Annotated in this window: 24 protein-coding genes and 2 pseudogenes; 17 read left to right on the top strand and 9 right to left on the bottom strand. The window is 54.7% G+C overall.

Translation table 11 applies throughout. From position 1 onward, the window contains the following. The first annotated feature begins 111 nt into the window (after positions 1-111). From BRO54_RS11560 to thiE, 5 genes are all read left to right on the top strand, one after another. Positions 112-1,791, top strand: a complete 1,680-nt coding sequence (locus BRO54_RS11560) for a DUF6044 family protein (protein WP_074044018.1) — start codon at positions 112-114, stop codon at positions 1,789-1,791. A 1-nt stretch (position 1,792) separates the two neighbouring features. Further along, positions 1,793-2,815 (top strand): glycosyltransferase family 2 protein, encoded by a 1,023-nt coding sequence (locus BRO54_RS11555; protein WP_074044017.1) that lies wholly within the window; start codon positions 1,793-1,795, stop codon positions 2,813-2,815. A gap of 172 nt (positions 2,816-2,987) precedes the next feature. After that, on the top strand, positions 2,988-3,797 hold the full coding sequence (gene thiM / locus BRO54_RS11550; protein WP_074044023.1) for a hydroxyethylthiazole kinase: 810 nt from the start codon (positions 2,988-2,990) through the stop codon (positions 3,795-3,797). Between the two features lie 18 nt (positions 3,798-3,815). After that, positions 3,816-4,616 (top strand): bifunctional hydroxymethylpyrimidine kinase/phosphomethylpyrimidine kinase, encoded by an 801-nt coding sequence (gene thiD / locus BRO54_RS11545; RefSeq protein ID WP_074044016.1) that lies wholly within the window; start codon positions 3,816-3,818, stop codon positions 4,614-4,616. A gap of 5 nt (positions 4,617-4,621) precedes the next feature. Next, the gene (gene thiE, locus BRO54_RS11540; protein WP_074044015.1) at positions 4,622-5,287 is read left to right on the top strand and encodes a thiamine phosphate synthase; all 666 of its coding nucleotides are present in this window, start codon (positions 4,622-4,624) and stop codon (positions 5,285-5,287) included. An 89-nt stretch (positions 5,288-5,376) separates the two neighbouring features. Here thiE and BRO54_RS11535 read toward each other — a convergent pair. The 4 genes and pseudogenes from BRO54_RS11535 to BRO54_RS11520 all read right to left on the bottom strand — a co-directional run. Further along, positions 5,377-5,577 (bottom strand): annotated as a pseudogene (locus BRO54_RS11535) (acyltransferase family protein); the annotation flags it as partial. A gap of 161 nt (positions 5,578-5,738) precedes the next feature. Beyond that, complete coding sequence (locus BRO54_RS11530) at positions 5,739-6,794, bottom strand: RNA-guided endonuclease TnpB family protein (protein WP_074044014.1); 1,056 nt, start codon at positions 6,792-6,794, stop codon at positions 5,739-5,741. Between the two features lie 4 nt (positions 6,795-6,798). Then, positions 6,799-7,197, bottom strand: coding sequence for an IS200/IS605 family transposase (gene tnpA, locus BRO54_RS11525; protein WP_074044013.1), 399 nt, complete (start codon positions 7,195-7,197; stop codon positions 6,799-6,801). Positions 7,198-7,341: 144 nt separating this feature from the next. Next, positions 7,342-7,533: pseudogene (locus BRO54_RS11520) on the bottom strand (acyltransferase family protein); the annotation flags it as partial. A 140-nt stretch (positions 7,534-7,673) separates the two neighbouring features. On the opposite strand from BRO54_RS11520, the gene BRO54_RS11515 reads away from it, so the two are divergent. Together BRO54_RS11515 and BRO54_RS11510 are read left to right on the top strand one after the other, a co-directional pair. After that, entirely contained in the window at positions 7,674-7,844 is a 171-nt protein-coding gene (locus tag BRO54_RS11515; protein ID WP_020959661.1) for a twin-arginine translocase TatA/TatE family subunit, read from the top strand. A 156-nt stretch (positions 7,845-8,000) separates the two neighbouring features. After that, the gene (locus tag BRO54_RS11510; protein WP_074044012.1) at positions 8,001-8,576 is read left to right on the top strand and encodes a YitT family protein; all 576 of its coding nucleotides are present in this window, start codon (positions 8,001-8,003) and stop codon (positions 8,574-8,576) included. Positions 8,577-8,803: 227 nt separating this feature from the next. On the opposite strand, the gene BRO54_RS11505 is transcribed toward BRO54_RS11510, so the two are convergent. From BRO54_RS11505 to BRO54_RS11495, 3 genes are all read right to left on the bottom strand, one after another. Continuing rightward, positions 8,804-10,165, bottom strand: a complete 1,362-nt coding sequence (locus BRO54_RS11505; RefSeq protein ID WP_074044011.1) for a S8 family peptidase — start codon at positions 10,163-10,165, stop codon at positions 8,804-8,806. Between the two features lie 95 nt (positions 10,166-10,260). Next, entirely contained in the window at positions 10,261-10,551 is a 291-nt protein-coding gene (locus tag BRO54_RS11500) for a spore coat protein (RefSeq protein WP_074044010.1), read from the bottom strand. 20 nt (positions 10,552-10,571) lie between these two features. Continuing rightward, positions 10,572-10,757 (bottom strand): DUF892 family protein, encoded by a 186-nt coding sequence (locus BRO54_RS11495; protein WP_074044009.1) that lies wholly within the window; start codon positions 10,755-10,757, stop codon positions 10,572-10,574. Between the two features lie 195 nt (positions 10,758-10,952). Between BRO54_RS11495 and BRO54_RS11490 the strand changes: the two genes are divergently transcribed. Together BRO54_RS11490 and BRO54_RS20070 are read left to right on the top strand one after the other, a co-directional pair. Then, positions 10,953-12,890 carry an electron transport protein gene (locus BRO54_RS11490; protein ID WP_074044008.1) on the top strand — a complete coding sequence of 646 codons (1,938 nt, stop codon included), beginning with the start codon at positions 10,953-10,955 and terminating at the stop codon, positions 12,888-12,890. Between the two features lie 103 nt (positions 12,891-12,993). Further along, entirely contained in the window at positions 12,994-13,134 is a 141-nt protein-coding gene (locus tag BRO54_RS20070; RefSeq protein WP_020278855.1) for a hypothetical protein, read from the top strand. Positions 13,135-13,208: 74 nt separating this feature from the next. Here BRO54_RS20070 and BRO54_RS11485 read toward each other — a convergent pair whose 3' ends face one another. Together BRO54_RS11485 and BRO54_RS11480 are read right to left on the bottom strand one after the other, a co-directional pair. Beyond that, positions 13,209-13,565: a hypothetical protein gene (locus BRO54_RS11485; protein ID WP_074044007.1), complete on the bottom strand. Its 357-nt coding sequence runs from the start codon at positions 13,563-13,565 to the stop codon at positions 13,209-13,211. A gap of 44 nt (positions 13,566-13,609) precedes the next feature. After that, positions 13,610-14,713 carry a sensor histidine kinase gene (locus BRO54_RS11480; protein WP_074044022.1) on the bottom strand — a complete coding sequence of 368 codons (1,104 nt, stop codon included), beginning with the start codon at positions 14,711-14,713 and terminating at the stop codon, positions 13,610-13,612. 224 nt (positions 14,714-14,937) lie between these two features. Between BRO54_RS11480 and cysK the strand changes: the two genes are divergently transcribed. The 8 genes from cysK to BRO54_RS11435 all read left to right on the top strand — a co-directional run bounded on the left by cysK (position 14,938) and on the right by BRO54_RS11435 (position 24,246). Beyond that, on the top strand, positions 14,938-15,861 hold the full coding sequence (gene cysK, locus BRO54_RS11470; protein WP_074044021.1) for a cysteine synthase A: 924 nt from the start codon (positions 14,938-14,940) through the stop codon (positions 15,859-15,861). Between the two features lie 361 nt (positions 15,862-16,222). Continuing rightward, entirely contained in the window at positions 16,223-17,377 is a 1,155-nt protein-coding gene (locus tag BRO54_RS11465) for an AbrB family transcriptional regulator (protein ID WP_079936586.1), read from the top strand. A 48-nt stretch (positions 17,378-17,425) separates the two neighbouring features. After that, positions 17,426-18,064 (top strand): Bax inhibitor-1/YccA family protein, encoded by a 639-nt coding sequence (locus BRO54_RS11460; protein WP_074044006.1) that lies wholly within the window; start codon positions 17,426-17,428, stop codon positions 18,062-18,064. A 183-nt stretch (positions 18,065-18,247) separates the two neighbouring features. Then, positions 18,248-19,045 carry a hydroxypyruvate isomerase gene (gene hyi, locus BRO54_RS11455; protein WP_079936585.1) on the top strand — a complete coding sequence of 266 codons (798 nt, stop codon included), beginning with the start codon at positions 18,248-18,250 and terminating at the stop codon, positions 19,043-19,045. Further along, entirely contained in the window at positions 19,042-19,938 is an 897-nt protein-coding gene (locus tag BRO54_RS11450; RefSeq protein WP_074044004.1) for an NAD(P)-dependent oxidoreductase, read from the top strand. The genes hyi and BRO54_RS11450 overlap by 4 nt, the downstream gene beginning before the upstream one ends. Positions 19,939-20,117: 179 nt before the next feature. Next, the gene (locus BRO54_RS11445; RefSeq protein WP_074044003.1) at positions 20,118-21,440 is read left to right on the top strand and encodes an FAD-binding oxidoreductase; all 1,323 of its coding nucleotides are present in this window, start codon (positions 20,118-20,120) and stop codon (positions 21,438-21,440) included. Further along, positions 21,440-22,801, top strand: a complete 1,362-nt coding sequence (locus tag BRO54_RS11440; RefSeq protein WP_139268064.1) for a (Fe-S)-binding protein — start codon at positions 21,440-21,442, stop codon at positions 22,799-22,801. Before BRO54_RS11445 ends, BRO54_RS11440 begins: the two co-directional genes overlap by 1 nt. Beyond that, positions 22,798-24,246 carry an FAD-linked oxidase C-terminal domain-containing protein gene (locus tag BRO54_RS11435; protein ID WP_074044001.1) on the top strand — a complete coding sequence of 483 codons (1,449 nt, stop codon included), beginning with the start codon at positions 22,798-22,800 and terminating at the stop codon, positions 24,244-24,246. The genes BRO54_RS11440 and BRO54_RS11435 overlap by 4 nt, the downstream gene beginning before the upstream one ends. The last annotated feature ends 87 nt before the right edge of the window (positions 24,247-24,333 follow it).

The raw sequence follows: 24,333 nt of genomic DNA, 5'->3' as shown, positions 1-24,333 counted from the left end.
CGGCGGTTTTTTGTTTGGACGGGGGTCCGTTTTTTTCCATTCCTATGAATAATTTTCCTGTTTGGTTGAACAATAAAGAAAGACAAGAGCCGAGCGAAAGGAGGAGAAAAGGTGCCGGCCATCGAAAAGCGACTCCTGATCTTCTCTTTCGTTGTCATCGCCTTGTACGTGTCGCCGTATTTTGTGCTTGGCGAGGATGCGCATATGCGTGTTCATGACAATTTGGATTCGAACATCGCCTGGTATAAGGTGCTCACCCGAAGCGGTGAGCTATTCGGACCGGTCGATGGCGTCATTCCGCAAATCATCAACGGCCTGCCGCGCAACGCGTTCGGCACGGAATTCAGCGGCATCGTTTGGCTCCATGCTTTGTTTCCATCTATTTACGCCTATGGGATCAGCCAAGCCGCAACCCGCGTATTGGCGTTCATCGGCATGTATTTGCTGCTGAGAAAACATGTGCTGCCGGATGACCGATGGCGCTGGATTCGTGTCGGTGCCGCCTTGACGTTTGCCTTGACGCCGTTTTGGCCATCGGGGATGTTAAGTACGCTCGGGATGCCGCTTGCGCTTTGGGCGTTTTTAAACATCCGCAACGGCGAGCGTTCATGGGTGAACTGGGCGGTGTTGACGCTCTTGCCGCTCTATTCGAGCTTCGTGCTTGGATTTTTCTTTTTCTTGAGCGCGCTTGGGATTTGGTGGCTCGTTGATGTCATCCGCGGCAAGGGTTGGAATTGGCGGTTTTTGGCGGCCATCGCCTATATGACGATGCTTTATTTGGCGGTCGATTACCGGCTTGTCCATTCGCTGTTGTTTTCCAATGAGCCGACAAGCCGCGACGAATATTTCCACGCGCGCCTGCCGCTTTGGCGCGTCATCCGGCTGACGTTCAAAAACTATGTGCTCGGCCACACCCACGTCATGACCGTGCATGGGCTCGTCATTTTACCGGTGACGCTTATTGCCCTGTATTTCGTCTGGAAGCGGAAGCGCTGGCGGCAGGAAAAACTGTTTTTGCTTTTGCACGGGTTGAACTTCGCGTTGTCGACATGGTATGCGTTTTGGTTTTACAAAGGGTGGCTGCCGCTCACCGAACGGTTCGATTTGCTCGATAAGTTCAATTTCGCCCGCTATCACTTTTTGCGGCCGATGGTCATTTACATATTGTTTGCGCTGGCGTTGAAAATTTTTTGGCAGGAAGGCCGAAGGTGGCGGGCGGTCGGTGCGGCGGCCATTGTCTTGCAGCTTGTCGTGCTTGCTTTATGCAATGAGGAAATCGTCTACCGCGACAAGCCGTCGTTTCGCGAGTTTTACGCGGAAAAGCAGTTTGCCGCCATTCGCCGCTATATCGGCCGTCCGGTTCATACATACCGCGTCGCCAGCATTGGCATCCATCCGGCGATCGCTCAATACAACGGCTTTTACACGCTTGATACGTACAACAACTTTTATCCGCTCGAATACAAGCATCGGTTTCGCCGCATCATCGCCAAGGAGCTCGCGAAAAACAAAAAACTGCGCGAGTATTTCGATGAATGGGGCGGGCGCTGCTATTTGTTCGTCGATGAGCTGGGCAAGCGGTATATGTTTCAGAAAAACTCGAAGCGTACGATTCGCAACTTGGAATTGAACACGAACGTGTTTTATGACATGGGCGGGCGCTACGTTTTTTCGGCGCTGCCGATTGAAAACGCCGGCGAAAACGCCTTGCGCCTTGAGCGGGTGTTCCGTTCCAAAGAGTCCGCGTGGACCATCTATTTATACAAAGTCGTGCCGGAGGGAGGAAGGTGACATGTTCGAACCGACGTTGGCCATTGTTGTGCCGTGTTACAACGAAGAAGAGGTGCTGCCGGAGACGATCCGCCGCTTGCGGGAGCTGCGCGAACAATTGATTGAAGAGCAGCTCATTTCATCCAACAGCGCGCTTTTGTTCGTCGACGACGGCAGCCGTGACGATACATGGAAGATCATATACAAAGCGAGTTTGCGCCACCCGGAAGTGAAAGGGCTGAAACTGGCGCATAACGCCGGGCATCAAAACGCGCTGCTTGCTGGGCTGTTCGCCGCGAAAAGGCATGCCGATTGCCTCATTTCGATCGACGCCGATTTGCAAGATGATGTAGCGGCGATTCGGGAATTTGTGCAAAAGTTTCGCGAAGGTTATGACATCGTCTACGGCGTGCGCCGGCGGCGCGATGCCGATACATGGTTCAAGCGCCATACGGCGCAAGGGTTTTATCGGTTGATGAAGGCGTTTGGCGTCGATCTCGTTTACAATCACGCCGACTATCGCCTTATGAGCCGGCGCGCTGTGGACGCGCTTGAACAGTTCGGGGAAGTGAACTTGTTTTTGCGCGGCATCGTCCCGCTTTTGGGCTTTCGGTCGGCGACGGTTTATTATGACCGAAAAGAGCGGCTGGCCGGGAAAACGAAATATCCGCTGAAAAAAATGATCGCCTTTGCGCTTGACGGCGTGACGTCGTTTAGCGTCACCCCGATCCGTTTCATTTCGCTCGTTGGGTTTCTCTCGTTTGTCGTCAGCTTGATGTTTGGCACCTATTTTCTTTTTCTCAAATGGGCCGGGCATACGGAAACGGGTTGGACGTCGCTCATCACTTCCATTTGGTTGTTAGGGGGCTTGCAGCTGATGGCGCTCGGGCTGATCGGTGAATATATTGGGAAAATTTACAAAGAAGCCAAACGGCGGCCGCGCTATATCGTCGATTTGGATTTATGGAATTGGACGCTGCCGCAGCGGCTGTCGCCGGCGGCGCCGTCCGAAGAGGGAGGGGCGGCCGAATGGACGCGTTCGTAATGGAACAAAAAGGGAGGTGCGCTTTGGCGGCCGCCTTTTTTCTTTGTCTTGCAATTCAAAAAAAGAAAGAGTAGACTGATGGATGGGGAGAATGGATCATTCCATTGGCCGAAAATACGGCGAAAGTCAGTGTATGGCCGGCGAAAAGGCTTGGAAAGGGGAGAAACCGGAAATGGCCAATTGGCATGAATGGGCGGAAATGCTCGAGCGGGTGAGAGAGGAGAATCCGCTCGTCCATAATATCACGAATGTCGTTGTGACGAATTTTACGGCAAATGGGCTGCTTGCGCTTGGCGCTTCGCCGGTGATGGCGTATGCGAAAGAGGAAGTGGGCGAGATGGCGAAGCTCGCTGGCGCGCTTGTCCTCAATATTGGGACGTTGAATGCCGAAGAGGTAGAAGCGATGCTTGTCGCCGGCCGGGCGGCCAATGAAGCCGGCGTGCCGGTCATTTTCGACCCGGTCGGGGCCGGGGCCACGCGCTACCGGACGGAGACGGCGCGCCGCATCGCGGAACAAGTCAAGCTCGCCGTGATCCGTGGCAATGCGGCGGAGATCGCCAATATGATCGGTGAGGCGTGGGCGATTAAAGGGGTGGACGCCGGCGGAGGAAGCGGCGATCGAGTGGCGTTGGCCAAACGGGCGGCGGAGCAGCTCGGCGCCGTTGTCGCGATTACCGGCAAAGAGGACGTCGTTGCGGACGGACAGACGACGTATCTTATTCAGAACGGCCATCCGTTGCTGACGAAAGTGACCGGGGCGGGCTGCTTGCTGACATCGGTTGTCGGAGCGTTTGCGGCCGTTGAGCGCGATGCGGTGAAGGCGGCGGTGGCCGCGCTTGTGTATTACGGCGTCGCAGCGGAGCAGGCGGCGGCCAAAGCCGGGGAGCGCGGACCGGGCAGCTTCCAGACGGCGTTTTTGGACGCGTTGGCGTATACAAGCGTCGATGATGTCAAACGGCATGGCCGGGTGGAACAACGGTAAAAGGGGAGGAGAAACACGATGGTGTACAAAGCGTTGACGATTGCCGGGTCGGACAGCGGCGGCGGCGCCGGCATCCAAGCCGATCTCAAAACGTTCCAGGAGCTCGGCGTCTTTGGCATGTCAGCGATCACGGCGGTGACGGCGCAAAACACACTTGGCGTGCAAGGCGTCTACCCGCTGTCGGCGGAAGCAGTCGCCGCCCAGATCGAATCGGTGGCCGGCGATTTAGGCGCGGATGCGGTGAAAACCGGCATGCTCTTTAGTGCCGAGATCATTCGTACGGTTGCTGAACAAGTGAAAAAACATAAATGGGAGCGGCTGGTCGTCGACCCGGTGATGATCGCCAAAGGCGGCGCTCCGCTGTTGCAAGAGGAAGCGGCGGCCGCGCTGAAAGAAGAGCTGCTGCCGATGGCGCTTGTCATTACACCGAACATTCCAGAAGCGGAAGCGTTGACGGGCGTTGTCATCCGCACGATGGATGACCGTCGCGAAGCCGCGCGCCTCCTCCACCGGATGGGCGCCCGCTATGTCGTCGTGAAAGGCGGCCATGACGATGATGGCGAAGAAACCGTCGACTTGCTGTATAACGGCAGCGAATTTTCCTATTTTAAAAGCAAACGAATTGACACGCGCCATACGCATGGAACCGGCTGTACGTTTGCGGCGGCGATCGCCGCTGAGCTGGCGAAAGGGCGGCATCCTGTCGACGCTGTCGCGACGGCGAAGGCGTTTGTGCAATCGGCGATTGCTCACCCCCTTGGCATCGGTCAAGGCCACGGCCCGACGAACCATTGGGCGTACCGCCAATACGGGGAGTGAGAGCGATGGCGCGCATCGCGAGCGGCGAAATGAAGGAGAGACTGGCTGTTTACTTCATTATGGGAAGCCGAAACAGCGAACGTCCGGCCGCCGATGTGCTGAAAGAAGCACTTGACGGCGGTGTGACGTTGTTTCAATTCCGCGAAAAAGGGCCAGGCGCTTTAAAAGAGGCGGACAAAGAGGCGCTCGCCCGGCAGCTGCAGCGCCTTTGCCGCGCTTATGGGGTGCCGTTTATCGTCAACGATGACGTCGAGCTGGCCCTCGCCATTGATGCCGACGGCGTCCATGTCGGTCAAGACGATGAGGATGCGCGGTGCGTGCGGGAAAAAATCGGCGATAAAATTTTGGGCGTCTCAGCGCACAACGTCGAAGAAGCGATGGCGGCCGTTGATGCGGGCGCCGATTACCTCGGCGTCGGTCCGATTTACCCGACCAGCTCGAAAGAGGATGCAAAGGAAGCGCAAGGACTGGATGTTCTCCGCCGCCTGCGCGAAGCCGGGATCACAATCCCAATCGTCGCCATCGGCGGCATTACGGCTGCGAACGCCAAAACCGTTGTGGAAGCCGGGGCGGATGGGGTGTCCGTCATCAGCGCCATCGCTTCGGCTCCGTCGCCAAAGGCGGCGGCCGCCGCCTTGGCGGAAGCGGTGCGGGCAGCCCGCACGCGCTGAATGAAAAAGTCGGTTTCCATTTGTGGGCAAAGCGCCCTAATGGAAAAAGGTGTCCCGTTGATATTTCGGGACACCTTCTTTTTTGACTGCTAGGTCGTTGTCTGCCGCCAGTTCGGCCATCGCCATTCCAACAGCGGCCGTAGGAGCCGGACGACCGGCTTGCTTCCAAGGATGAGCATCATGGCAACCGACAGTGCAAACAGAAGCGGATAGCCGTGCACATCCATAATAAAGTCAGGGAACGGCGTCTCGTGCAAATATTTTAAAATAAACCCGTGCAAGATATAGATTTGACACTCCACACGGCTAAAGCCGTGGGATTCTTGGGTCGTTTGCGCCCTCATCCCTTTCGGGTTCGGACAACGCCCAAGTTCGGGGCTGTGTCATCAGCCCATCCCATCAGGTTAGGATGTACCCCGATGGGCGGCGCACCTGTGACCAGTGCGCTAGGTTAGGCGGCAAAGCCCGAAATCGCTTTGGCGATGTTGATGGCGCCATTCAAGTCGGCGTGGAGGGTGTATCCGCATTTTTTACACTGAAAGTGGATGCCATTACGATTTTCCTTTTCCCGATGTCCACATTGACACGTTTGGCTCGTATAAGTCGGATTCACCCACTCCACCCGAATGCCCGACATTTCGGCTTTATAGGCAATCATCGTTTGTAGTTGGTGAAATGCCCAAGAATGAAGGCTTCGTCCTGCTTCTTTGGCCGATGCTGCCCGCTTTCGAATCCCCGTCAACTCTTCCATTCGAATCACGCCAACACCGTTGGCGAGCGCAAAACGGACGATTTGACGGCTGATTTTATGGTTCATATCTTTCATCCATCGGGACTCTTTATCACCGATTTTGCGAATCATATGGAGTTTCTTAGCTTTTCCTAATCTCCTTCGCAAAGCCGCATATCGTCGGCGTACAAAGGCGCATTGGCTCCCTTTAAAAAACAATGATTTCGTTCCAACGCTGGCAACGGCGATATAGCGAAGCCCAAGGTCAACCCCCATCACCTTTGTTTCGTGTCGCGGCTCCACTTCAAAGGTGATGGTGATCGAAAAGTACCATTTCTTTCTCTTTTTGTAGAGCTTGGCTGCCCCTTGTTTGGCGGTTCCATTGATAAGCCGATTCAGCCACGCTTCTTGATAGGAACGCGTGACGACAGGCACGCCAATTCGTTTCTCCAGTGTGGGGAATGAAACCGTGTAGAACTCTCCTTTCTTTTCCACCTTTACGTTTTGGTTGTTAAAGCAACACCATAATGTTCGGAACTTCTTTGTTTTCTGGTTTTTCTTTTGAGACTTCACTTCTCGAATCGTCTGATTCACGACGGCAGAAGGAAACCGCTGCGACGAAAATTCTTTAAACATTTTGCTCGTCGCTTGATTCAGCTCGGGATGATTCAACAGCCAATTCGCAAACGCTGTATTCACTTCTGTCATCCGTTCATACATGTCTTGTTTGACTTTCGTTGGGTTGTGCAGCTCCAGCCTTAGGGTGATGGTGGGCATGGATTCACCCCCTTTTCTTTTGAGATTCCACATAGCGTTTTATTGTTTCACTTGATACATTCTCTGCTGCGCTAACGAAGAAAGAGCGTGTCCAAAGACTTGGCAAATGAGACAAGTGTTTAAATTCCTGTCTTAATCGTCTGGAAGTCACTCCTTTCACTCTTGCCATAATATCTGATGGAGAATCAGAAGGGAGGCAATTCAAGAACAAATGGCAATGATCAGGCATCACTTCCATAGCAAGGATGACCCAATCATTCTCTTGGCAAATTTCTTCTACTAACTGCTTGAATCGCTCTTCCACTCTGCCTACTAACACCTTTCTTCGATAACGCGGACAGAAAACAAAATGATAGTTAATTAAAGATACAGTTGTTTTCGTTCTTCGATATTCTTGTTCCATATTATGAATTATATCAGTTTAATGGTTATACTGCAACACCTAAAGATAAAAATGGTTGCTCTAAGCAATCCCATTAAGGGATTACCAAGCAACGCCGTCTTTCATCCCACGATTGAAACCGTGGGCTTTCAGACGGCTTTTTCTGTAAAACGTGCGCGCCCCAAGCATGGAAAAGGAGAAGCGCCGGCTCGGGATGAGCGACAGGAAGCCGAACATCATGAGCAGGCTCGCCCCATAAATGGCAAGGCGGCTCGCAACGCCGGCTGGTTCCGAGACGCCGAGCGTATCGTACGATTTTGAGCCGTACAGCCAATCTTGCGGCAAATCCGGAAACCCAAGCAAGGAATGCGTACATGCCGATGGAGGGAAAACGGTTTACCGGCTTGGGAAAATGAAAGGTGAAAGACAGTGGCAACCCTCGTTGCCATATGGTATAATGATCGAAGAAAACAACGTTTACCATTGGAGTGACCAACATGAACATCGGCTTTGGAGAAATTGCGCTCATCGTCTTTTTCGCTTTGCTCATTTTCGGGCCGAAAAAGCTGCCGGAGTTAGGACAAGCGGCTGGAAAAACGCTGCGCGAATTCAAAAACGCGACAAAAGGCATCATCGATGACGACGAGGCGACAAAAGCGCAAAAATAAGGGGTTGGGTCTAGAGGCCTAGCCTCTTATTTTTTGCTTTGTCGGCCATGTTCCTCCGCCGCAAAAAAGAGACAAGCTCTGCCGAAAGGCGCCATATACATATATATGGAGGCATGTTGGCTCGTTGGGATAAGCCGGTGGCGGAGGGGTTTCGTGATGATCAAAAAAATGGCGGCGATCATAGGAGGCAGTCTGCTTCTTGGCGTTGGCATCAACGTCTTTTTAGTCCCTCACCATTTGCTTGATGGAGGGATGATCGGGCTCGGGCTGATCGCCAAATACGTGTGGCACGTTCAGGCTGGGTTGACGATGATCGTCTTAAGCGTTCCGCTTTATGTAGCCGCATGGTTTTACTACCGCCCGTTTTTTTACAACAGCTTGCATGGACTTTTATTTTCCTCATGGGTGATTGACGTATTGTCTGTTTTGCGCGGCGTGGTGGTGTTGGATCCGCTTTTGAGCGCGGTCATCGGTGGGGTGCTGGTCGGCGCGGGCATCGGCGTGATGCTGCGCGAGGAGACGAGCACGGGCGGGACCGACCTGCTCGCCCAGTTTATCGCTAGATGGACGAACTGGAACGTCGGGATCATCATTTTTGTCATTGACGCCTGCATTATTTCAGCTGGGAGCATGATCATCGACTCAGTGCCATTTGTTTACTCGCTTGTCGTTGTCACGGTCGTCGGGGCGGTGACGACGATGTTGACGCGCGAAAAAACGATGGGGGTATAGCCCGAATCCCCATCGTTTTTCGTTTCAGCAGATAGGCGCTCCTCTATGGGAATGCGGCACCGCTTGCCGGCGCGGGCCGCTCGTCACCGAAGGCGCCGTTTCCAGCTGTTTGCTGACTTGATGCTGTGGGGGAGTTTTAACGTCGTTCGCACAGGGGATGAGAATCTTGTCCGTTTGATCTTTCGCAGCGACGGGTTCCCCAATGCCATCGGCGGAAGGAGCATCGGTTATCGCTTAGCCAGCTCGAGCGCGCGATAGACATTGATGAGCCCGTAGCCATAATACGGATCTTTTCCTCTCTCTCCCAAATCGTCAGCGCTTTCGAGAATAATGTCGCGCACTTCATCGTTCGAAAGCCGCGGGTTGACGGAGCGGATCAAAGCGGCGAGCGCGGTGACGTGCGGCGCGGCCATCGACGTGCCGGAAAGGGCGGCGTACCGGTGGCCGGCAAACGTGCTGGCAATGTTCGTTCCGGGTGCGACGACATCCACATAGTCGCCGTAGTTGGAATAAAGCGCATAGGAAAGATCCGGGTTGACAGCCCCAACACTGATCACTTCTGGATAAGCGGCTGGGAAGCTCGCCTGCGACGTGCTGTCGTTGCCAGAAGCGGCGACAAGCACGACATCATGGGCGTCGGCGTAGCGGATCGCTTCTTCGAGCACCGAGGACGGTTGGTAGTTGCCAAGGCTTAAGTTGATGACTTTTGCCCCGTGGTCGACTGCCCAGCGGATTCCTTTCGCTACATCAATGCTCGTCCCATAGCCGTCCGCATTTAATGCTTTGACTGCCATGATCGGGTTGAACCATGTCATGCCGGCGACTCCTTCGCCGTTGTTCGGCTGTGAGGCGATGATGCCGGCGACATGGGTGCCATGGCCGTTTTCGTCATCTGGAGAGCGGTCGTCGGCCAACACGTTATATCCGGGACCAAGGCGGCGGGTTAAATCGGGATGAGTCAGGTCGACCCCGCTGTCGATGATGGCGACAGGCACATTCCGCTTGCCGCGCGACAGCGTCCAGCCGGCTTCGGTATGAATGGCCGGCAAGTTCCACTGGTAGCGGGCGTAAAACGAATCGTTCGGCATTAGTATCGGCTCATCACGCTCGTTTTGCATGTAAATGTAGTTCGGTTCGCAATAATCGACCATCGGAAGAGAGCGGAAATAGCGGCGCATCTCTTCATACGTTTGCCTGCGCGAACGGAATACAAACACGTGATCGACCTGCTTGATGAGCTGGCCGGCGATGGCTGCCTCCATTTGTTTCAAGCGGCTTTCGGACGGCAATGCCCGAAAGCGGACCACGATCTCATTGATGAAATAATGGCTTCGGTCACCGCGGCGGTTATGGCGAATTTCCCGAATGCGCGGGTGCTTGTTCAACTGCTGTTTCAGTTGCTCGCCTGCGCTTAAGCTGTCTAAGGCGACAACGGTTGGATGGGTGGGTGCGACCTCGGCGTCAAACGGCTTCAGCCGCGGTGGAGCCGGGGCGTTTTCTTCTGGAGCCGGTCGCCCCAAGGCGGCTGCGGCAACGAGTAGAGCAACAACCGCGCTGGCCGCGGCCCATATTCGGTATCGGCGTTTCACGCTGTTCACCTCCTTCGTTGTTAGGATGGGCGATTGACGGACAAATCATGAAAAATGGGATTCACCTTTTGCCACGGCGAATCCCATTTTCTTCTTCAGCGGCCGACCGATTGCAACACTTGCTGCGCTGCTTGCAGATCGAGGCGCAGTTGCTCCTGAACGTTCGTCGGATGGTAGTACCCTTTGTTGACCATATATTGGCTGATCTGCTCATGAAACACGATCGCGTCATTCAAATGTTGTTTCAACGTGTTGCGCACTTCTGGGGTGGACGCTTCGGCAATGGCCATCGCGCATCCTTTAATGGCGTTTTTCGCGCTGATCAGGCAATCAGCGGCGATCATTTGATCGTTCAATACGCCGGTCGGTGTCATCGTTGCCTGCATCGTTGTCCCTCCTTTTGTCCTTATGACAGCAAGTTTTGCAAGTCGCGGATGTGTTGCTGTGTCTTTTGCATGTCTTGTTGAATGAGCGATTTCAATTGCGGATCGCTTGCCATTTGCTGCATGGCTGCACTTTTGGCAAGACAGGTGTTTTTAAACATAAGCAGTTCATGCAATTCGAGCGTTTCATGTGTTCCTGTCGCGTTCATTCCTCTCACCACCTTCCGTGACATAGTATGTGCCCGGCTGTTTGCTGTATGGGTGGGGAATGATGGAAAAAGCGGGTCGTGGCGCTTTGAACGGTCGCGACAATCAGGAAAAGAAGGAGTCCGCGTACTCAAGTTTTGCCTAGAGCGGGGCATACTATGGGCGCAATCCGCTTTATGAAGGAGGTAGGGAAACGGGTGAGAAAAACATTCATTGTGCTAAGCATTGCTGTTCTCCTTCTTTTGGCTGCCGGGGCCGTTCTTCTTTTGCGCCGAGGCGAGTATGCGTTTGTGCCGGATGGGAGCGATATTGCGCCGTATGAAGCGAGCAAACAGACTGGAATCGATGTGTGGGGGCGATGGATCGCAGCGGATGACCGCCGCATCCAAGCGTTGTCGGCTAGAAACGGGCATTTGCAAAAAGAGGAAGGGGCGGTTGTCGTCGATGACCGGTTGCTTCGTCTCGGCAAGGAGGTGTTTTATAAGGAGACGTTTGGCAATGAAGTATTTTTGACCGACATCATGGGCATTGTCGACGGGCCGCTGACGCTTGTCAATATGGCCAAAGCCATTGTCGCATTAAAAGGAGAAGGGACGACGAATTTGCGCGTGCCGCTTGCCGAAGATGTGACGATCGGCGGCCGCACATATAAAAAAGGCGAGTTGATCGACACGGGCATCGACGTGCCCAAAGGGTCATACTTGCCGCTCGGGATGCCGATCGTCACCGACGGCGGCCGCGTGCGCGTCGGCATCAGCTGCGCCGCCTGCCATGCGACCGTCGATCCAGTGACGAAAAAAGTGGTGGAAGGGGCGCCGAACAACGATTTGAATGCCGGAATGCTCATGGCGTTGGCGACGAATTCGAGCGCCTATTTTACTCACGCCAATATTCACTCGCTAAAAAAATATATCCGCTCGTTCGATCGGACGATCATCGATTCGCACGGGCGCAAAGCGGCGCTGCCGGATCCGGAGTTGCTTGAGCGGGACGTGGACCGCATTTTTGCCAGCTGGCCGCGCGGCAATTTTGATTCGACGATCGATATGAAAGCGAATCCGGCGCAAATTCCGGATTCGTTTACGCGCGGCGACCATCCGTACGGGTGGAGCGGCTTTGCCGCCGCCGGCTCATTCCATGGCTTGGCCGCTTTCAGCAACAACGTGCACGCGCAAAACGCCGATTCGCTCGCGCAGGCGGAAATTAGCGAAGCGCTGTTTGGCATTGATAAGGAAGTGTATATTGGCACGATTTTGCAAAACGCCGCCCATCCGCGTTTTCGCTATCAGCCGACGACAAAGGAGAAACCGTCCGCCTTTTTCGCGAAAGTCGACCCGACGCCGAAAACGGTCGGCGTTAATCAGTTTGTCGCGCCGCCGCAGTTTCCGAAAGTATCGCTCGTCGCTCCAGATGGGTTGATCGTCAGCGAGCCGGGTTATCGGTTCAATGAGCAAAACAATGCCGTGGCCGCTTGGCAAAATACGCTCAATCCTCCGCCGCCAAATGAACGGATCAGCGAGGAGCGGGCGGCGAGAGGAAGAGAGGTGTTTGTCCGCGCCGGTTGCATCCGCTGCCATGCTGGGGCGTATTTGACGAACAACCGCGTCGTGGCGGCGAATGTCATCGGCACGGAACCGTCACGGGCGAAAGCGCTGAAAAAGACAGAAAAAGTGTTCGGAGAGGCCGTGTTGTACGCTCCGGATACGCCGGTCCCGATCCCAAAGGGAGCGAAAGTATTGAACGTGCCGACGGACCATTTAGATCCAGAACAAATCGGGCTTGCCTTCGCCCACGGTGATTCGCCGGGCGGGTATAAAGTGCCGAGCCTCATCGGCCTGGCGTGGAGCTCGCCGTATTTGCACGACGGCGGCGTGGCGGTCGGGCCGAACGGGGAACTCGGGTTGACGGGCACGGTCGGAAACGGCATTGCTCCTGATGCGCGCAACAGCCTGCGGGCGCTGATCGACCGGACATGGCGCGAGCGCGTCATCGCCGCCAACGCCAAGGACTCCGACTTGCGGACGGTGCATGTGACCGGCGCCGGGCACCGGTATTGGATCGACCGTCAAGCCGGATTTACGAAGGAAGAGCAAGAGGCGGTATTGGACTATTTGTTGTCGCTCACCTCGCGCTGACCGCATCGTGCGTCGTTTATTCTGCGCTCATGCCGATGGGAATAGTTCCCTTGCAACGGCCGTTATAAGACGGCCCACACTAATAGGCAAGGGAGGGAAAGTGATGAGCGAAACATGTTTTTACTGCCAGTGCGAGTGCGATGACAAGGTGCATTACGTGTCGTTCCATACGAATGGCGAAGAACGCGAAGAAACGCTTTGCCCGGAATGTTACCAAGAATGGCTGCAGGGCATGCAAGGTTGACCTTCCTTCCTGCTTTCGTTTCGCTTGGAAGTGGGGCTTCTTCGCTAAATTATGATGAAAAAACCGCACCGTGATCAAACTGGTGCGGTTTTTTCCGAAAGTGGAGGGGTGGCGACGATATCCGCCAAATCACCGTCTTCGTCATAGGCGCGGTAGACAGCCGCTTTCGTCCGCGGAGCGTGGAACGACAAAAACAAAATCCGCTCCTTGCCTTCGCGGGTGACTTTCGTTTCCATTTTCAATGTCGCCTCATTCATGACCAGCGAGTAGAATCGGTACGTCAAGCCGAGCCACGTGCGCTCAGAGCGGACGGTGTCCGGATGGCGGCGGATGAGTTCAGCGAGTTCGGCGAAGGAGTGAGTTTCCTGCTGCAGCCATTCATGGATGGCGGTTGCCGCTTGTTCAAACCAGCTTTTCCAAGACGGTTTCATCAGCATCACCTTTTTTCATCCATCATGCCCATTTCCGCTGTTCATTATGCAGGGAGGCGGATGGAAAACGTCGTCACGTTGTCATCGGAAAAACAGCAGATATCCCCGCCATGGTCCTCGATCACTTTTTTGCAAATGTACAGACCGATGCCGGTCCCGAGTTTTTTCGTCGTAAAAAACGGCTCGAAAATCGTTTCAACAATGTCGGCAGGAATCGCCGGACCGTTGTTGGCGATTTCGATGATGATGCTTCCGTCTTGGCAGCGGGCGGCGATGTTGATCCGACGCGGCTTTTCCCTCTCTTTCACCGCTTCGATCGAGTTGAGCAAAATGTTCACCAGCACCTGGCGCAGCTGGTCTTTATAGGCAAACATATGTATGGACTCATCGATCGCCACCGAAAGGTCGACGTCGCTGTCGACGATCGTGGCGTATAAAAACTCGATAATTTCCTCCAACAGCTGGCGCAGGGAAAACGTTTCTTTTTCGCTTTCAACAATCTCTTTGCGTGAGGCATGCAAAAATTGCGAAATGCGAAATTTCAGCTGCTGCAACTCATGGTCGATAATGTCTAAATAGGGAATATATGGATGCTCAAATTTCAATAATTGAATAAAACCGATAATAGCCGTAAGCGGGTTGCGAAACTCATGGACAAAACTCGATGACATTTGCCCGAGCAACGTCAGCCGGTCTTGATGCGATCTGGCAATGAGCGCGTTTTTTTCATGCAGTTCTTTTTCCTTTAACTCATTGTATTTTGTGACTGCATGAAACAAAAATTGGTCAAACAGCTCGTTCAAATGGTCGATGAGCGGAGCCAGCTCGTCGACCGACAGCGGCGCGGTCAACGCGTGGTTGATGACCAGCCGCCGCCCAAGGTTGACGTTGTAGACGAGAGCGCCGATGCCGGCGTTCATTTCCGCACGTTCTTTAGCGATTTTGTTGGCTAATCGTTCGACCGTCTCGCCAGATAGCGACCGCAACAGCGCTTCTTTGACCAGCTCAAACACTGCTAAGCCGTTTTGTTCGACATGATCGATGTATTTGTCATCGTCGGCAATTTTCATATGTTGACGCCAATAGGCGAGAAAGTTCGGCAAATGGGCTTCTAAATGGGTGACGAGCTGCTGTGCCGCAGATGCCAAAAAAGCCACCTCGCTTTCCATCGTTTATTTTTTATTATAAGGGGGAATATCGGACTAGAACAGGGGAAAAATCGCAATCGGTCCGGCCAAACGAACGTCCTTTTGCTAAAAACGATCGGAAAACGCCCGGTGCTGCGGGCGGGACAGACTGTTTGAACGAAAAAAGAAAAATCATTTATAATGAATGAGGCAAACAAATATTTTGCAAAAGGTTGGGGATGATCGTGAAATTGTATGACTCGATTTTAGATTTGATCGGCGGCACGCCGATTGTAAAGTTGCAGCGTCTTCCTGACCCGGACGGCGCGGATGTGTATATGAAGCTTGAATCGTTCAATCCGGGCGGCAGCGTCAAAGACCGGCCCGCTTGGGAAATGATCCGCCGTGCGGAGGCGGAAGGGAAAATTACGCCTGGAAAAAGCACGATCATCGAACCGACATCCGGCAACACCGGCATCGGCCTGGCCATGGTGTGCGCCGCCAGGGGTTATCGCTGTATCATTACGATGCCCGACAATGCGACGGTGGAGCGGGTGAAAATTTTAAAGGCGTACGGAGCCGAAGTCTATTTGACGCCGGCGGAGAAGCGAATGCAAGGGGCGATCGATGAGGCGAACCGGCTTGCTAGCGAAATCCCTGACAGCTTTATTCCGATGCAGTTTGAAAATCCGGCCAATCCGGACGCGCACCGGCATACAACAGCGGTGGAAATTTACGAAGCATTTGATGGGCAGCTCGATGCGTTCGTGTTAACCGCCGGCACCGGCGGAACGGTGACCGGAACAGGGGAGGAGCTGAAAAAGCGCATTCCGAATTTGCGCATTTACGTCGTTGAACCGTACGGCTCGCCTGTGTTGTCGGGCGGCAAGCCGGGGCCGCACAAAATTCCTGGCACGGGTCCGGGGTTTATCCCAAAAATTTTAAACCGCTCGATTTATGATGACATTTTTTTGATCAAAGATGAGGATGCCCAGCAGATGGCGCGCGAACTGGCGGCGAAGGAAGGCATTTTGGTCGGCGCCTCAGCGGCGGCGAGCGCTTATTACGCCATCAAAGTGGCGAAACAGCTCCCTAAAGGCGCCCGCGTCCTTTGCATGGCGCCTGATTCCGGAGAGCGGTATTTGTCATCCGATTTATTCGCTGATTAAGCGGACGGCCTACGGGCGAAAAAACGCGGCTGTTGGCCGTCCCGCCCGTTCTTTGTCGGGCGTACGAAGGCAAACATTCCTCAAGGGAGGGATGTTTTTGTTTTGGCGTTTTTCGGGTTGATAAAAACAGAGCCGGATTTCATCATGAACCATTTGGCATTCCTCCATTTTTGATGGCTTACTAAACAATATTGTAACGGATATGTTTTTGGTTTTTCTATTTTTTCTTCCTGTTCATACTGCCATCGCTGTGTGCATCGGCCATAGGTGGACGGATGCTTTCGTTATGTTCATGGGGGACAAAAGGCAGAAGGGATTGTTCAATGAAAGTAGTTCACTAAGGTGGAGAGGAAGTGTTCGCTTGGCTTTGGAAAGACAACAAGGGTGGAACAACATGACGCGCATCGCCTTGACGCTGGCGATTGCGTCGTTTGGGGGATGGATGTTTGCTTTGTTCGGCGTTCCGCTCCATTGGATGCTCGGTCCAGCAGCTGCGTTGCTTTTGGTTGGTCGTTTTTTGAAGGGAAAGTTGTATTGGCCGGTCGGCATTCGCAACGCTGCGCTCATTCCGATCGGCTATACGCTAGGGACATCGATGACGGCAGGAACGCTTATGGAGATGGGTCGGCAGCTGCCGGCGATGCTGTTGGCGACGGCGCTCATTTTGCTGTTTAGCTTTTTCGTTTCTTGCCTTGTGGCAAAATGGACCAGCATCCCGCTCCGTTCGATCATCACCGGCAGCATCCCCGGCGGATTGTCGCAAATGCTTGTGTTGGGCGAAGAGCTCGACGGTGTCGATGCAACGATTGTCACGTTTTTTCAAGTGATGCGCCTGATGGGCGTCGTTTTTCTCGTCCCGCTCATCGCCTTAAGCCCGTTCTTTTCCGGCGGCGCCGGGGCGGGGACGGGCGTGGGAAGCGGACAAGGGCCGGATTGGAGCGTCGGTCTTGTCTTGCTGTATTTGGTTGTCACTGTCGCCAGCGCGATCATCGGAAGGCGCATCAAACTGCCGACCGCCTATTTGCTTGGCCCGATCATCGGAACATCGGCTCTGGTCATTGCCGGGGCGCCGGCGCCGCATTTGCCAGCGCCTTTGTTGGATATCGCGCAAATCGCGATGGGGGCTTATCTAGGCTTAATGCTGAAACCGGCTCGCATCGCGGAAAAGGGAAGAGCCGTGCTGGCGGCTGCGGCAACCGGTCTTGCGCTCATTTTGTTTTCCATGGCTTCGGCATTTGTCTTAACGGCTCTGCATGGCGTGCCGTATTTGACAGCGTTCATCGCCTTGGCGCCGGGGGGCATGGATCAAATGGGAATTTTGGCGCGGGAAGCGCATGCCGACCTTGCCGTTGTGACAAGTTATCAAATGTTCCGCATTTTTTTCATTTTGCTTGTCGTCCCGCCGGTGCTGAAAAAACTGTTTGCCGCCCGCTGGTTTCGACGGATCGAACGGCGGCCCATCCGGCATGGTGGACGGTCCATGCAGCCAGCGGCAACCAAAAAGAAAGGGCTGTGACAAGAAACAGATATATGCTAAACTAGAAAGAAAAAGGAGGGGATTGCCATGAACCATTCGACCGTTTATCGTCCGCATAGCCCGGTGGCAAAGTTGGCGGTTTCCTTTTTAGCGGCGCTGGCTGTAGCGACCGCAGGGCTATACGCCGGGCAATGGGTGCCGGCTGGGATGTACTTGCCGCTGTATGGACTGGAACTCGTTTTGCTTTTGGTCATGATGTTCGCCCGCGTGAAAAAAGCCGTCGGCTATCCGCTGATGTTTGCGTTTATGTTTGTCTCAGGGGCGACGCTCTATCCGCTCATCGGCTATTACATTTCCATCATCGGCGCGGCGGCGGTGTTCAAAGCGTTTGCGCTGGCCGTTGTATCGTTTTCCGGCGTTGCCATTTACGCGGCGAGAACGAAAGAAGATTTTTCGTTCCTCGGCGGGTTTTTGATGCTCGGGGCGTTTGCGCTCCTTGGCTTGTTGATCATCCAATGGTTCATCCCATTCTCAAGCGTCGGGCAAATGGGCATCGCCGCTTTGGGAATTTTGATTTTCCTTGGCTTTACGATTTATGACATCAACCGTTTGGCCCGCTACGGTTTTACGGAAGCGGACATCCCGATGATTGTCGTCAATATTTACCTTGATTTCATCAACTTGTTTGTCTACATTTTGCGTTTTTTCGCCAGCGATGAGGATTGAGCGCCAAAAAGGGCTGCCCCCAAAGGAGCAGCCCTTTTTCAATGCCGGCGCCATCTGATCAAAGCGGCAAGTGAAATGGTGCGGCTGATTTTTTACGGCATTAAAGGTGAAACGCGGTGAGGCAGGAATCGGCCAAGGGTGGGGCGAATAAGAGAAAGAAATGGAGAAGAAAGGGGCCTCATGATGAAGTTTGCCGTCAATGTATCGACGATTTTCACGGAAGCGCCGTTTCTCGCCCGGTTTGCCAAGGCGAAGCAGCACGGGTTTTCGCACGTTGAATGCCAGTTTCCGTACGCGGTGGCGCCTGAGGCGATTGCTGATGAACTCGAACAACTTGAGCTGTCGCTTGTTTTGCTGAATTTGCCCGCTGGCGATTGGGAAAAGGGGGAGCGCGGGCTCGCCATTTTTTCTGACCGTCATGATGAATTCCGGCGTGCACTGGAGGAAGGAGTGCGTTATGCGCTCGCGCTCGGTGTACCGCATCTTCATTGCATGGCCGGGGTCGTGCCAAAGGACGTGCCGCGCGAGCGGGCGAAGGAGACGTATATGCATCGCCTTGATGAAGCAGCGGAGATGCTTGCCGTTCACGGCTTGACATTGATGATTGAGCCGATCAATCCGTTGGATATGCCGGGCTACTTTTTAACTGACATCGACGAAGCAGCGGCGATCATCCGCGAGCTCGGCCGGCCGAATGTGAAATTGCAATATGACGTCTACCATATGGCTCGGCTCAGACGCAATGTGACGGCGACGTTTGCCGACTACGCACCGCTCATCGCGCATGTGCAATTCGCTGATGCCCCCGGGCGGCATGAGCCGGGGACGGGAGAGCTTCCGTATCGCGAGATTTTCTCGTTTTTGCAAGAGCACGGCTACAATGGAGCGATTGGGCTTGAGTACATTCCATCAAGGGAAAGCAGCGAGAGTTTTGACTGGTATGATGAATACCGCGGGATGAAAGGGGGAGGCGGACGATGACTCGCGTCGGCTTTATCGGCTTGGGCGTGATGGGCTCGCGCATGGCCAGACGGCTGCTTGAAGCGGGATTCAATGTCACGGTGTACAACCGTACGACAGAAAAAGCGGTTCCGCTTGTCAGCCTTGGCGCCCGACAGGCGGCGACAGTGGCAGAGCTGGCGGGCGAGGCGGATGTCATTTGCACGTGTTTATCGATGCCGGATGACGTCATCGAAGTGTATACAGGCAAAGGCGGCGTCCTTAGCGCGGCCCGTCCGGGGACGATTTGCCTTGATTTTACAACCGTCGGTCCGAAAACAAGCCGGTTTGTCGCTCGGCGCGCCGACGAGCGCGGCGTCGCCTATTTGGACGCACCGGTAAGCGGCGGTCCGGAAGGGGCGGAGCAAGGGGAGCTGACGATCATGGTCGGCGGGGCGAAAGAAGCATGGGAGCGAGTGCGCCCGCTGCTTCGGGTGTTAGGAAAAACGGTTGAATATTTAGGGGAAAGCGGCGCCGGCAGTGCGGCAAAAGTGATCAACCAATATTTAGTTGCCGTCCATTCTGTCGCCGCGGCGGAAGCGATGGTCGCTGGCGTCGCCTACGGGCTGGATGCCGGGAAGCTGTATCGGCTGTTAAAAGAAAGCTATGGAGACAGCCGGATGTTGCGCCGCCATATGGAGCAGTTCGTTTTGCCGCGCCGATTTGCACCAGGCGGGGCGGTCAAATATGTGCATAAAGATGTGCGCTTGGCGAACGAGTTGATGGATGAAATCGGCCTCGGCCACCGTCTTGGCGTTCAGGCGGAAGAAGCGTTCGCTGAAGCGATCGCCGCAGGCCTTGCCGATTTGGATATGTCAGCGGTCATCCAGCCGCTCGAGCAGCGGGTCGGGGTAGTTGTGAAAGAGACGGAATGAACAAAATGGTTGATGAATTCGAAAAATTCGTTGAAAAAATGGATGAGCAATGGTTTAATAGAAGTAGCAGCGCCCTCGTTCAAGAGGGCGCCACCTGATGGAAACAGCCAAAGTGATTCGCTTTTTTTTGAAGATAAAAAGAAACATTGTTTCCTATTGCGGAACAAAGGAGGTCGCTCATGCTTTCAATGGCATGGATTGAGGAGCTGCAGGCGTTTTTGCATCCAGAACAAATCAAACGGAATGAATCGTTCCACCCCCTCGGCAATGATGGAGCGGTGACTGTCTATCCGCAAACGGAGGAAGAAATCGCTGCGGTGCTCCGCTATGCCGACCGTCATGGCAAAAAAGTCGTCATCGCTGGACGCGGCACAAAGCGGGGGTTTGGCGGGCAGCGGGAGCAGGCGGACATCTTGCTGTCATTGGAACACTATGCTGGCATTGTCGAACATGCAGCCGCCGATATGACCGTTACCGTCAAAGCGGGAACGGTGTTTGGCGATTTGCAGCGAGCGCTCGCTCCGTATCGGCAAAAGGTCGCCTTGGACCCGTTTTGGCCGGAGGAAGCGACGATCGGCGGGGTGATTGCGGCGAACGATAGCGGTCCGAAGCGGCTCGGCTACGGGTCGGCGCGCGATTCGGTCATCGGGCTGCGCGTCGTCTATCCGAACGGGACCGTCATCCGTTCTGGAGGCAAAGTGGTGAAAAATGTCGCCGGCTACGATATGAACAAGTTGTTCATTGGGGCGATGGGGACGCTCGGGGTGCTGAGCGAGATTACGCTCAAGCTTCGACCGCTTGCGAAATATGAAAGCGTTGTGTTGTTGTCGTTCCCAAGCGGCGATATTCATGACATTCGTTCGTTTTCCATTTCGTTCCTTGATACGATGATGGAGCCGGTTTGTTTTGAACTGCTCAATCCGGCGCTTTCCGAGCGGCTGACGGGACGGCCGGTTTATACGCTCGCGATCGGGTTTGAAGATGTGGAAAACGCCGTTCATTACCAAGAGCAATGGGTCGAACGACTGCGGCCGAAAGCGGCGGAAATGTCCATTTTAGCCGGCGAGGAGGCGGCGGCGTTTTGGCGGACGTTTTACACGATTGCACCGAACGGGCGTCTGGCGCGGGTGGAAAACGGTGTTGAAGCAGCGGTGAAAATCGGGGTCGTCAACTTGGATGTGCTCTCCATCTTGCGTGAAAGCGTTTTAATCGCTGACCGCTGTCATGTCCGCATCGAGGCGCACGGCGGGTTGGGTCATGGTCTTTGCCAGGCGTATATGCACGGCGGCGAAGAGGGGGTGTCGGCCGCGATCGAGGAGCTGCGCCAAACGGCGGTTCGCCTTGGCGGCTACGCGATTGTGAAGCATTTGCCGCTTTCGTTGCGCCAGCGCGTCGACGTCTGGGGCGGGAAGCCGTCGTACTTTTTCTTGCTTGAAGGCATTAAGCGGAAAATCGATCCGAACAAAACGGTCAACGATCAACGCTTTATTGGGGGGATTTAATGATGAGCACGATGGCCAATGAACGGGCGGACAGCCCGGCGTGTGCAACCGCGAGCCTTGGCAACTATCGGTTTGGCGATTTACCTGACCCGAGCAAGTGGGCCGATTGCGTCCATTGTGGCATGTGTTTGGAATCATGCCCGACGTACGAACAGACGGGTGAAGAACAGCACTCTCCGCGCGGCCGCGTTCATTTGATGAAGTCGGTCGGCGAAGGGAAGCTTGATTTAACGCCGGATTTGCTCGATCCGATTTTTACGTGCTTGGATTGCCGCGCCTGCACGACGGCTTGCCCGGCCGATGTCGATGTCGGCGGGCTCATTGAACAAGTGCGCGGCCAGCTCCGCCAGGCGGTGCCGCTTGCCGGTTGGAAGGCGCTTGTCAGCGGCTTGTTCTTAAAAGGCATTTTTCCGCATCCGTCGCGCCTCGATTGGCTCGGCCGCCTGCTGAAACTGTACCAAAAAAGCGGCTTGCAGACGGTGGCGCGCAAAACCGGATTGTTGCGGGTGATGCCCGATCACTTGGCTGAGATGGAGGCGATTTTGCCTTCGGTCGGCACGCCGGTGCGGAGAAAGTATAAGCATCAGCCGCTCATTAAGGCGAAAGGGGAAACGAAGCGGACAGTCGCGATTTTGACCGGCTGCGTCATGGATGTCATGTTTAGTGACATTAACGAAGCGACGATCCGTGTGTTGACCCATAACGGCAACGATGTCGTCATCGTCCCGAACCAGACGTGCTGCGGGGCGCTTCACGTTCACGCCGGCGACCGCGAAACCGGCCGGAAGCTCGCCAAGCAAAATATTGAGGCGTTTCAAGATGTCGACCATGTCATCGTTAACGCCGCCGGCTGCGGCTGCATGTTGAAAGAGTATCCGGAACTGTTCCGCAATGACCCGGAATGGCATGAAAAGGCGGAGCAATTTGCCGCCAAAGTTGAGGATGTGTCCAAATTTTTGCATGACACGGGCTTCAAACCGCCGAAAGCGGAATTGAACGTGCGCCTCACCTACCATGATGCGTGCCATTTGGCCCATGGCCAGGGCATCCGCCAAGAGCCGCGCGCTTTGATTGAAAGCATTCCGGGGGTGGAAATGGTCGCCATGCCAAACGCCGATCGTTGCTGCGGCAGCGCCGGCATTTACAACCTCACCCATCCGGACATGGCACAAGCGGTGCTTGAGAGCAAAATGCAACACGTGCCGCAAGATGTGGAGCTCATTTCGATGGGCAATCCAGGTTGCATGTTGCAAATGGCGCTTGGCGTCATGAAACATGGACGAAACCAAAAAATCGTCCATACGGTGCAGCTGTTGGATTGGGCGTACCAAAAAGAAGAAGGGAAGGACGTGCGCATATGAGAAAACGGCCGATTGCAACGAACGACCCGCACATTCAGGCGCTCGCCCGCATCGTCGGGGAACAGGCGATTTTATACCGGAAAGAAGATTTGATGGCGTATGACTGCGACGGCTTCACCGTCCATCGCCATTTGCCAAGGGCGGTTGTATTTCCAAACAGCACGGAGCAAGTGGCGACGATTGTAAAATACTGCCATGAGCATGACCTTCCGTTTCTCGCCCGCGGCGCCGGCACGGGGTTAAGCGGCGGGGCGATTCCGCTAAACGGCGAAGTCGTCATCAGCTTAACGCGGATGAAGCGGCTGCTGCACGTCGACCTCGAAAACCGACGCGCCGTCGTCGAGCCGGGGTTTGTCAACTTGAAGCTGACAAACTCGGTCGCCCACCGCGGCTATTACTATGCGCCCGACCCGTCAAGCCAATATTGCTGCACGATCGGCGGCAACGTCGCCGAAAACGCTGGCGGCGCCCACTGCTTAAAATACGGAGTGACGACGAACCATATTTTAGGGCTTGAAGTCGTCTTGCCGAACGGCGAAGTGATTGAAATCGGCGGAAACGGCGTTCCCGACCCGCCCGGCTACGATTTGCTCGGGCTGTTGACCGGGTCGGAAGGGACGCTTGGCATCGTGACAAAAATCACCGTCCGTTTGTTGAAAAATCCCGAGGCCAAACAGACGGTGCTCGCCTATTTTGACGAAGTGGAAGACGCGAGCCAGACCGTTTCCGACATCATTTCCGCTGGAATCGTGCCGGCGGCGCTCGAGATGATGGACCAAACGGCCATCGAGGCGGTCGAAGCGGCCGCGTTTCCGGTCGGGCATCCGAAAGACATCGCCGCGCTGTTGCTCATTGAAGTGGATGGCATTTCCGCCGGGATCGACGAACAAATCAACGATATTTTAACGATTTGCCGCCGCCATCATGTGCGCGAAGTGAAAGTCGCCCAGTCAGAGGAAGAACGGGCCCGCTGGTGGGCGAACCGGAAAACCGGCTTTGGCGCCATGGGGGCGATTTCGCCTGACTATCTAGTGCAAGATGGCGTTATTCCGCGCAGCCGTCTGCCGGAAGTGCTGCGGGAAATCGCCGATATCAGCCGCAAGTATGGACTGAGAATCGCAAACATTTTCCACGCCGGCGACGGCAATTTGCACCCGCTTGTGCTGTTTGATGCGAGCAAGCCTGGGGAGACGGAGCGGGCGCTTGCCGCCGGAAGCGAATGCCTCAAGGCGTGCGCGGCGGTCGGCGGATCGATTACAGGGGAACATGGCGTTGGCATTGAGAAAAAAGAAGAGATGCGCTTCATTTTCACTGACGAGGAAATTTTGGCGCAAACGGCAATCCGCGACGTGTTTAACCCGAAAAACTTGCTCAACGCCGGCAAGCTGTTCCCGACGCCGGGGCGGTGCGTCGAGACGAAACAAGCGTCGTCGACAGTTAAATGAAAATTTTGCAAAAACGATTGCCAGTCATTTCGTTTCATGGTATCATCTTTTTAGAGCAATTAAGAAACGATGTTTTGTAATAAGAAA

It is taken from the genome of Geobacillus proteiniphilus, assembly GCF_001908025.1.
In the GTDB taxonomy this organism is placed as follows: Bacteria; Bacillota; Bacilli; order Bacillales; family Anoxybacillaceae; genus Geobacillus; species Geobacillus proteiniphilus.
The sequence above is the reverse complement of the archived record's forward strand: the minus strand, read 5'-3'. Positions and strand labels throughout refer to the sequence as shown.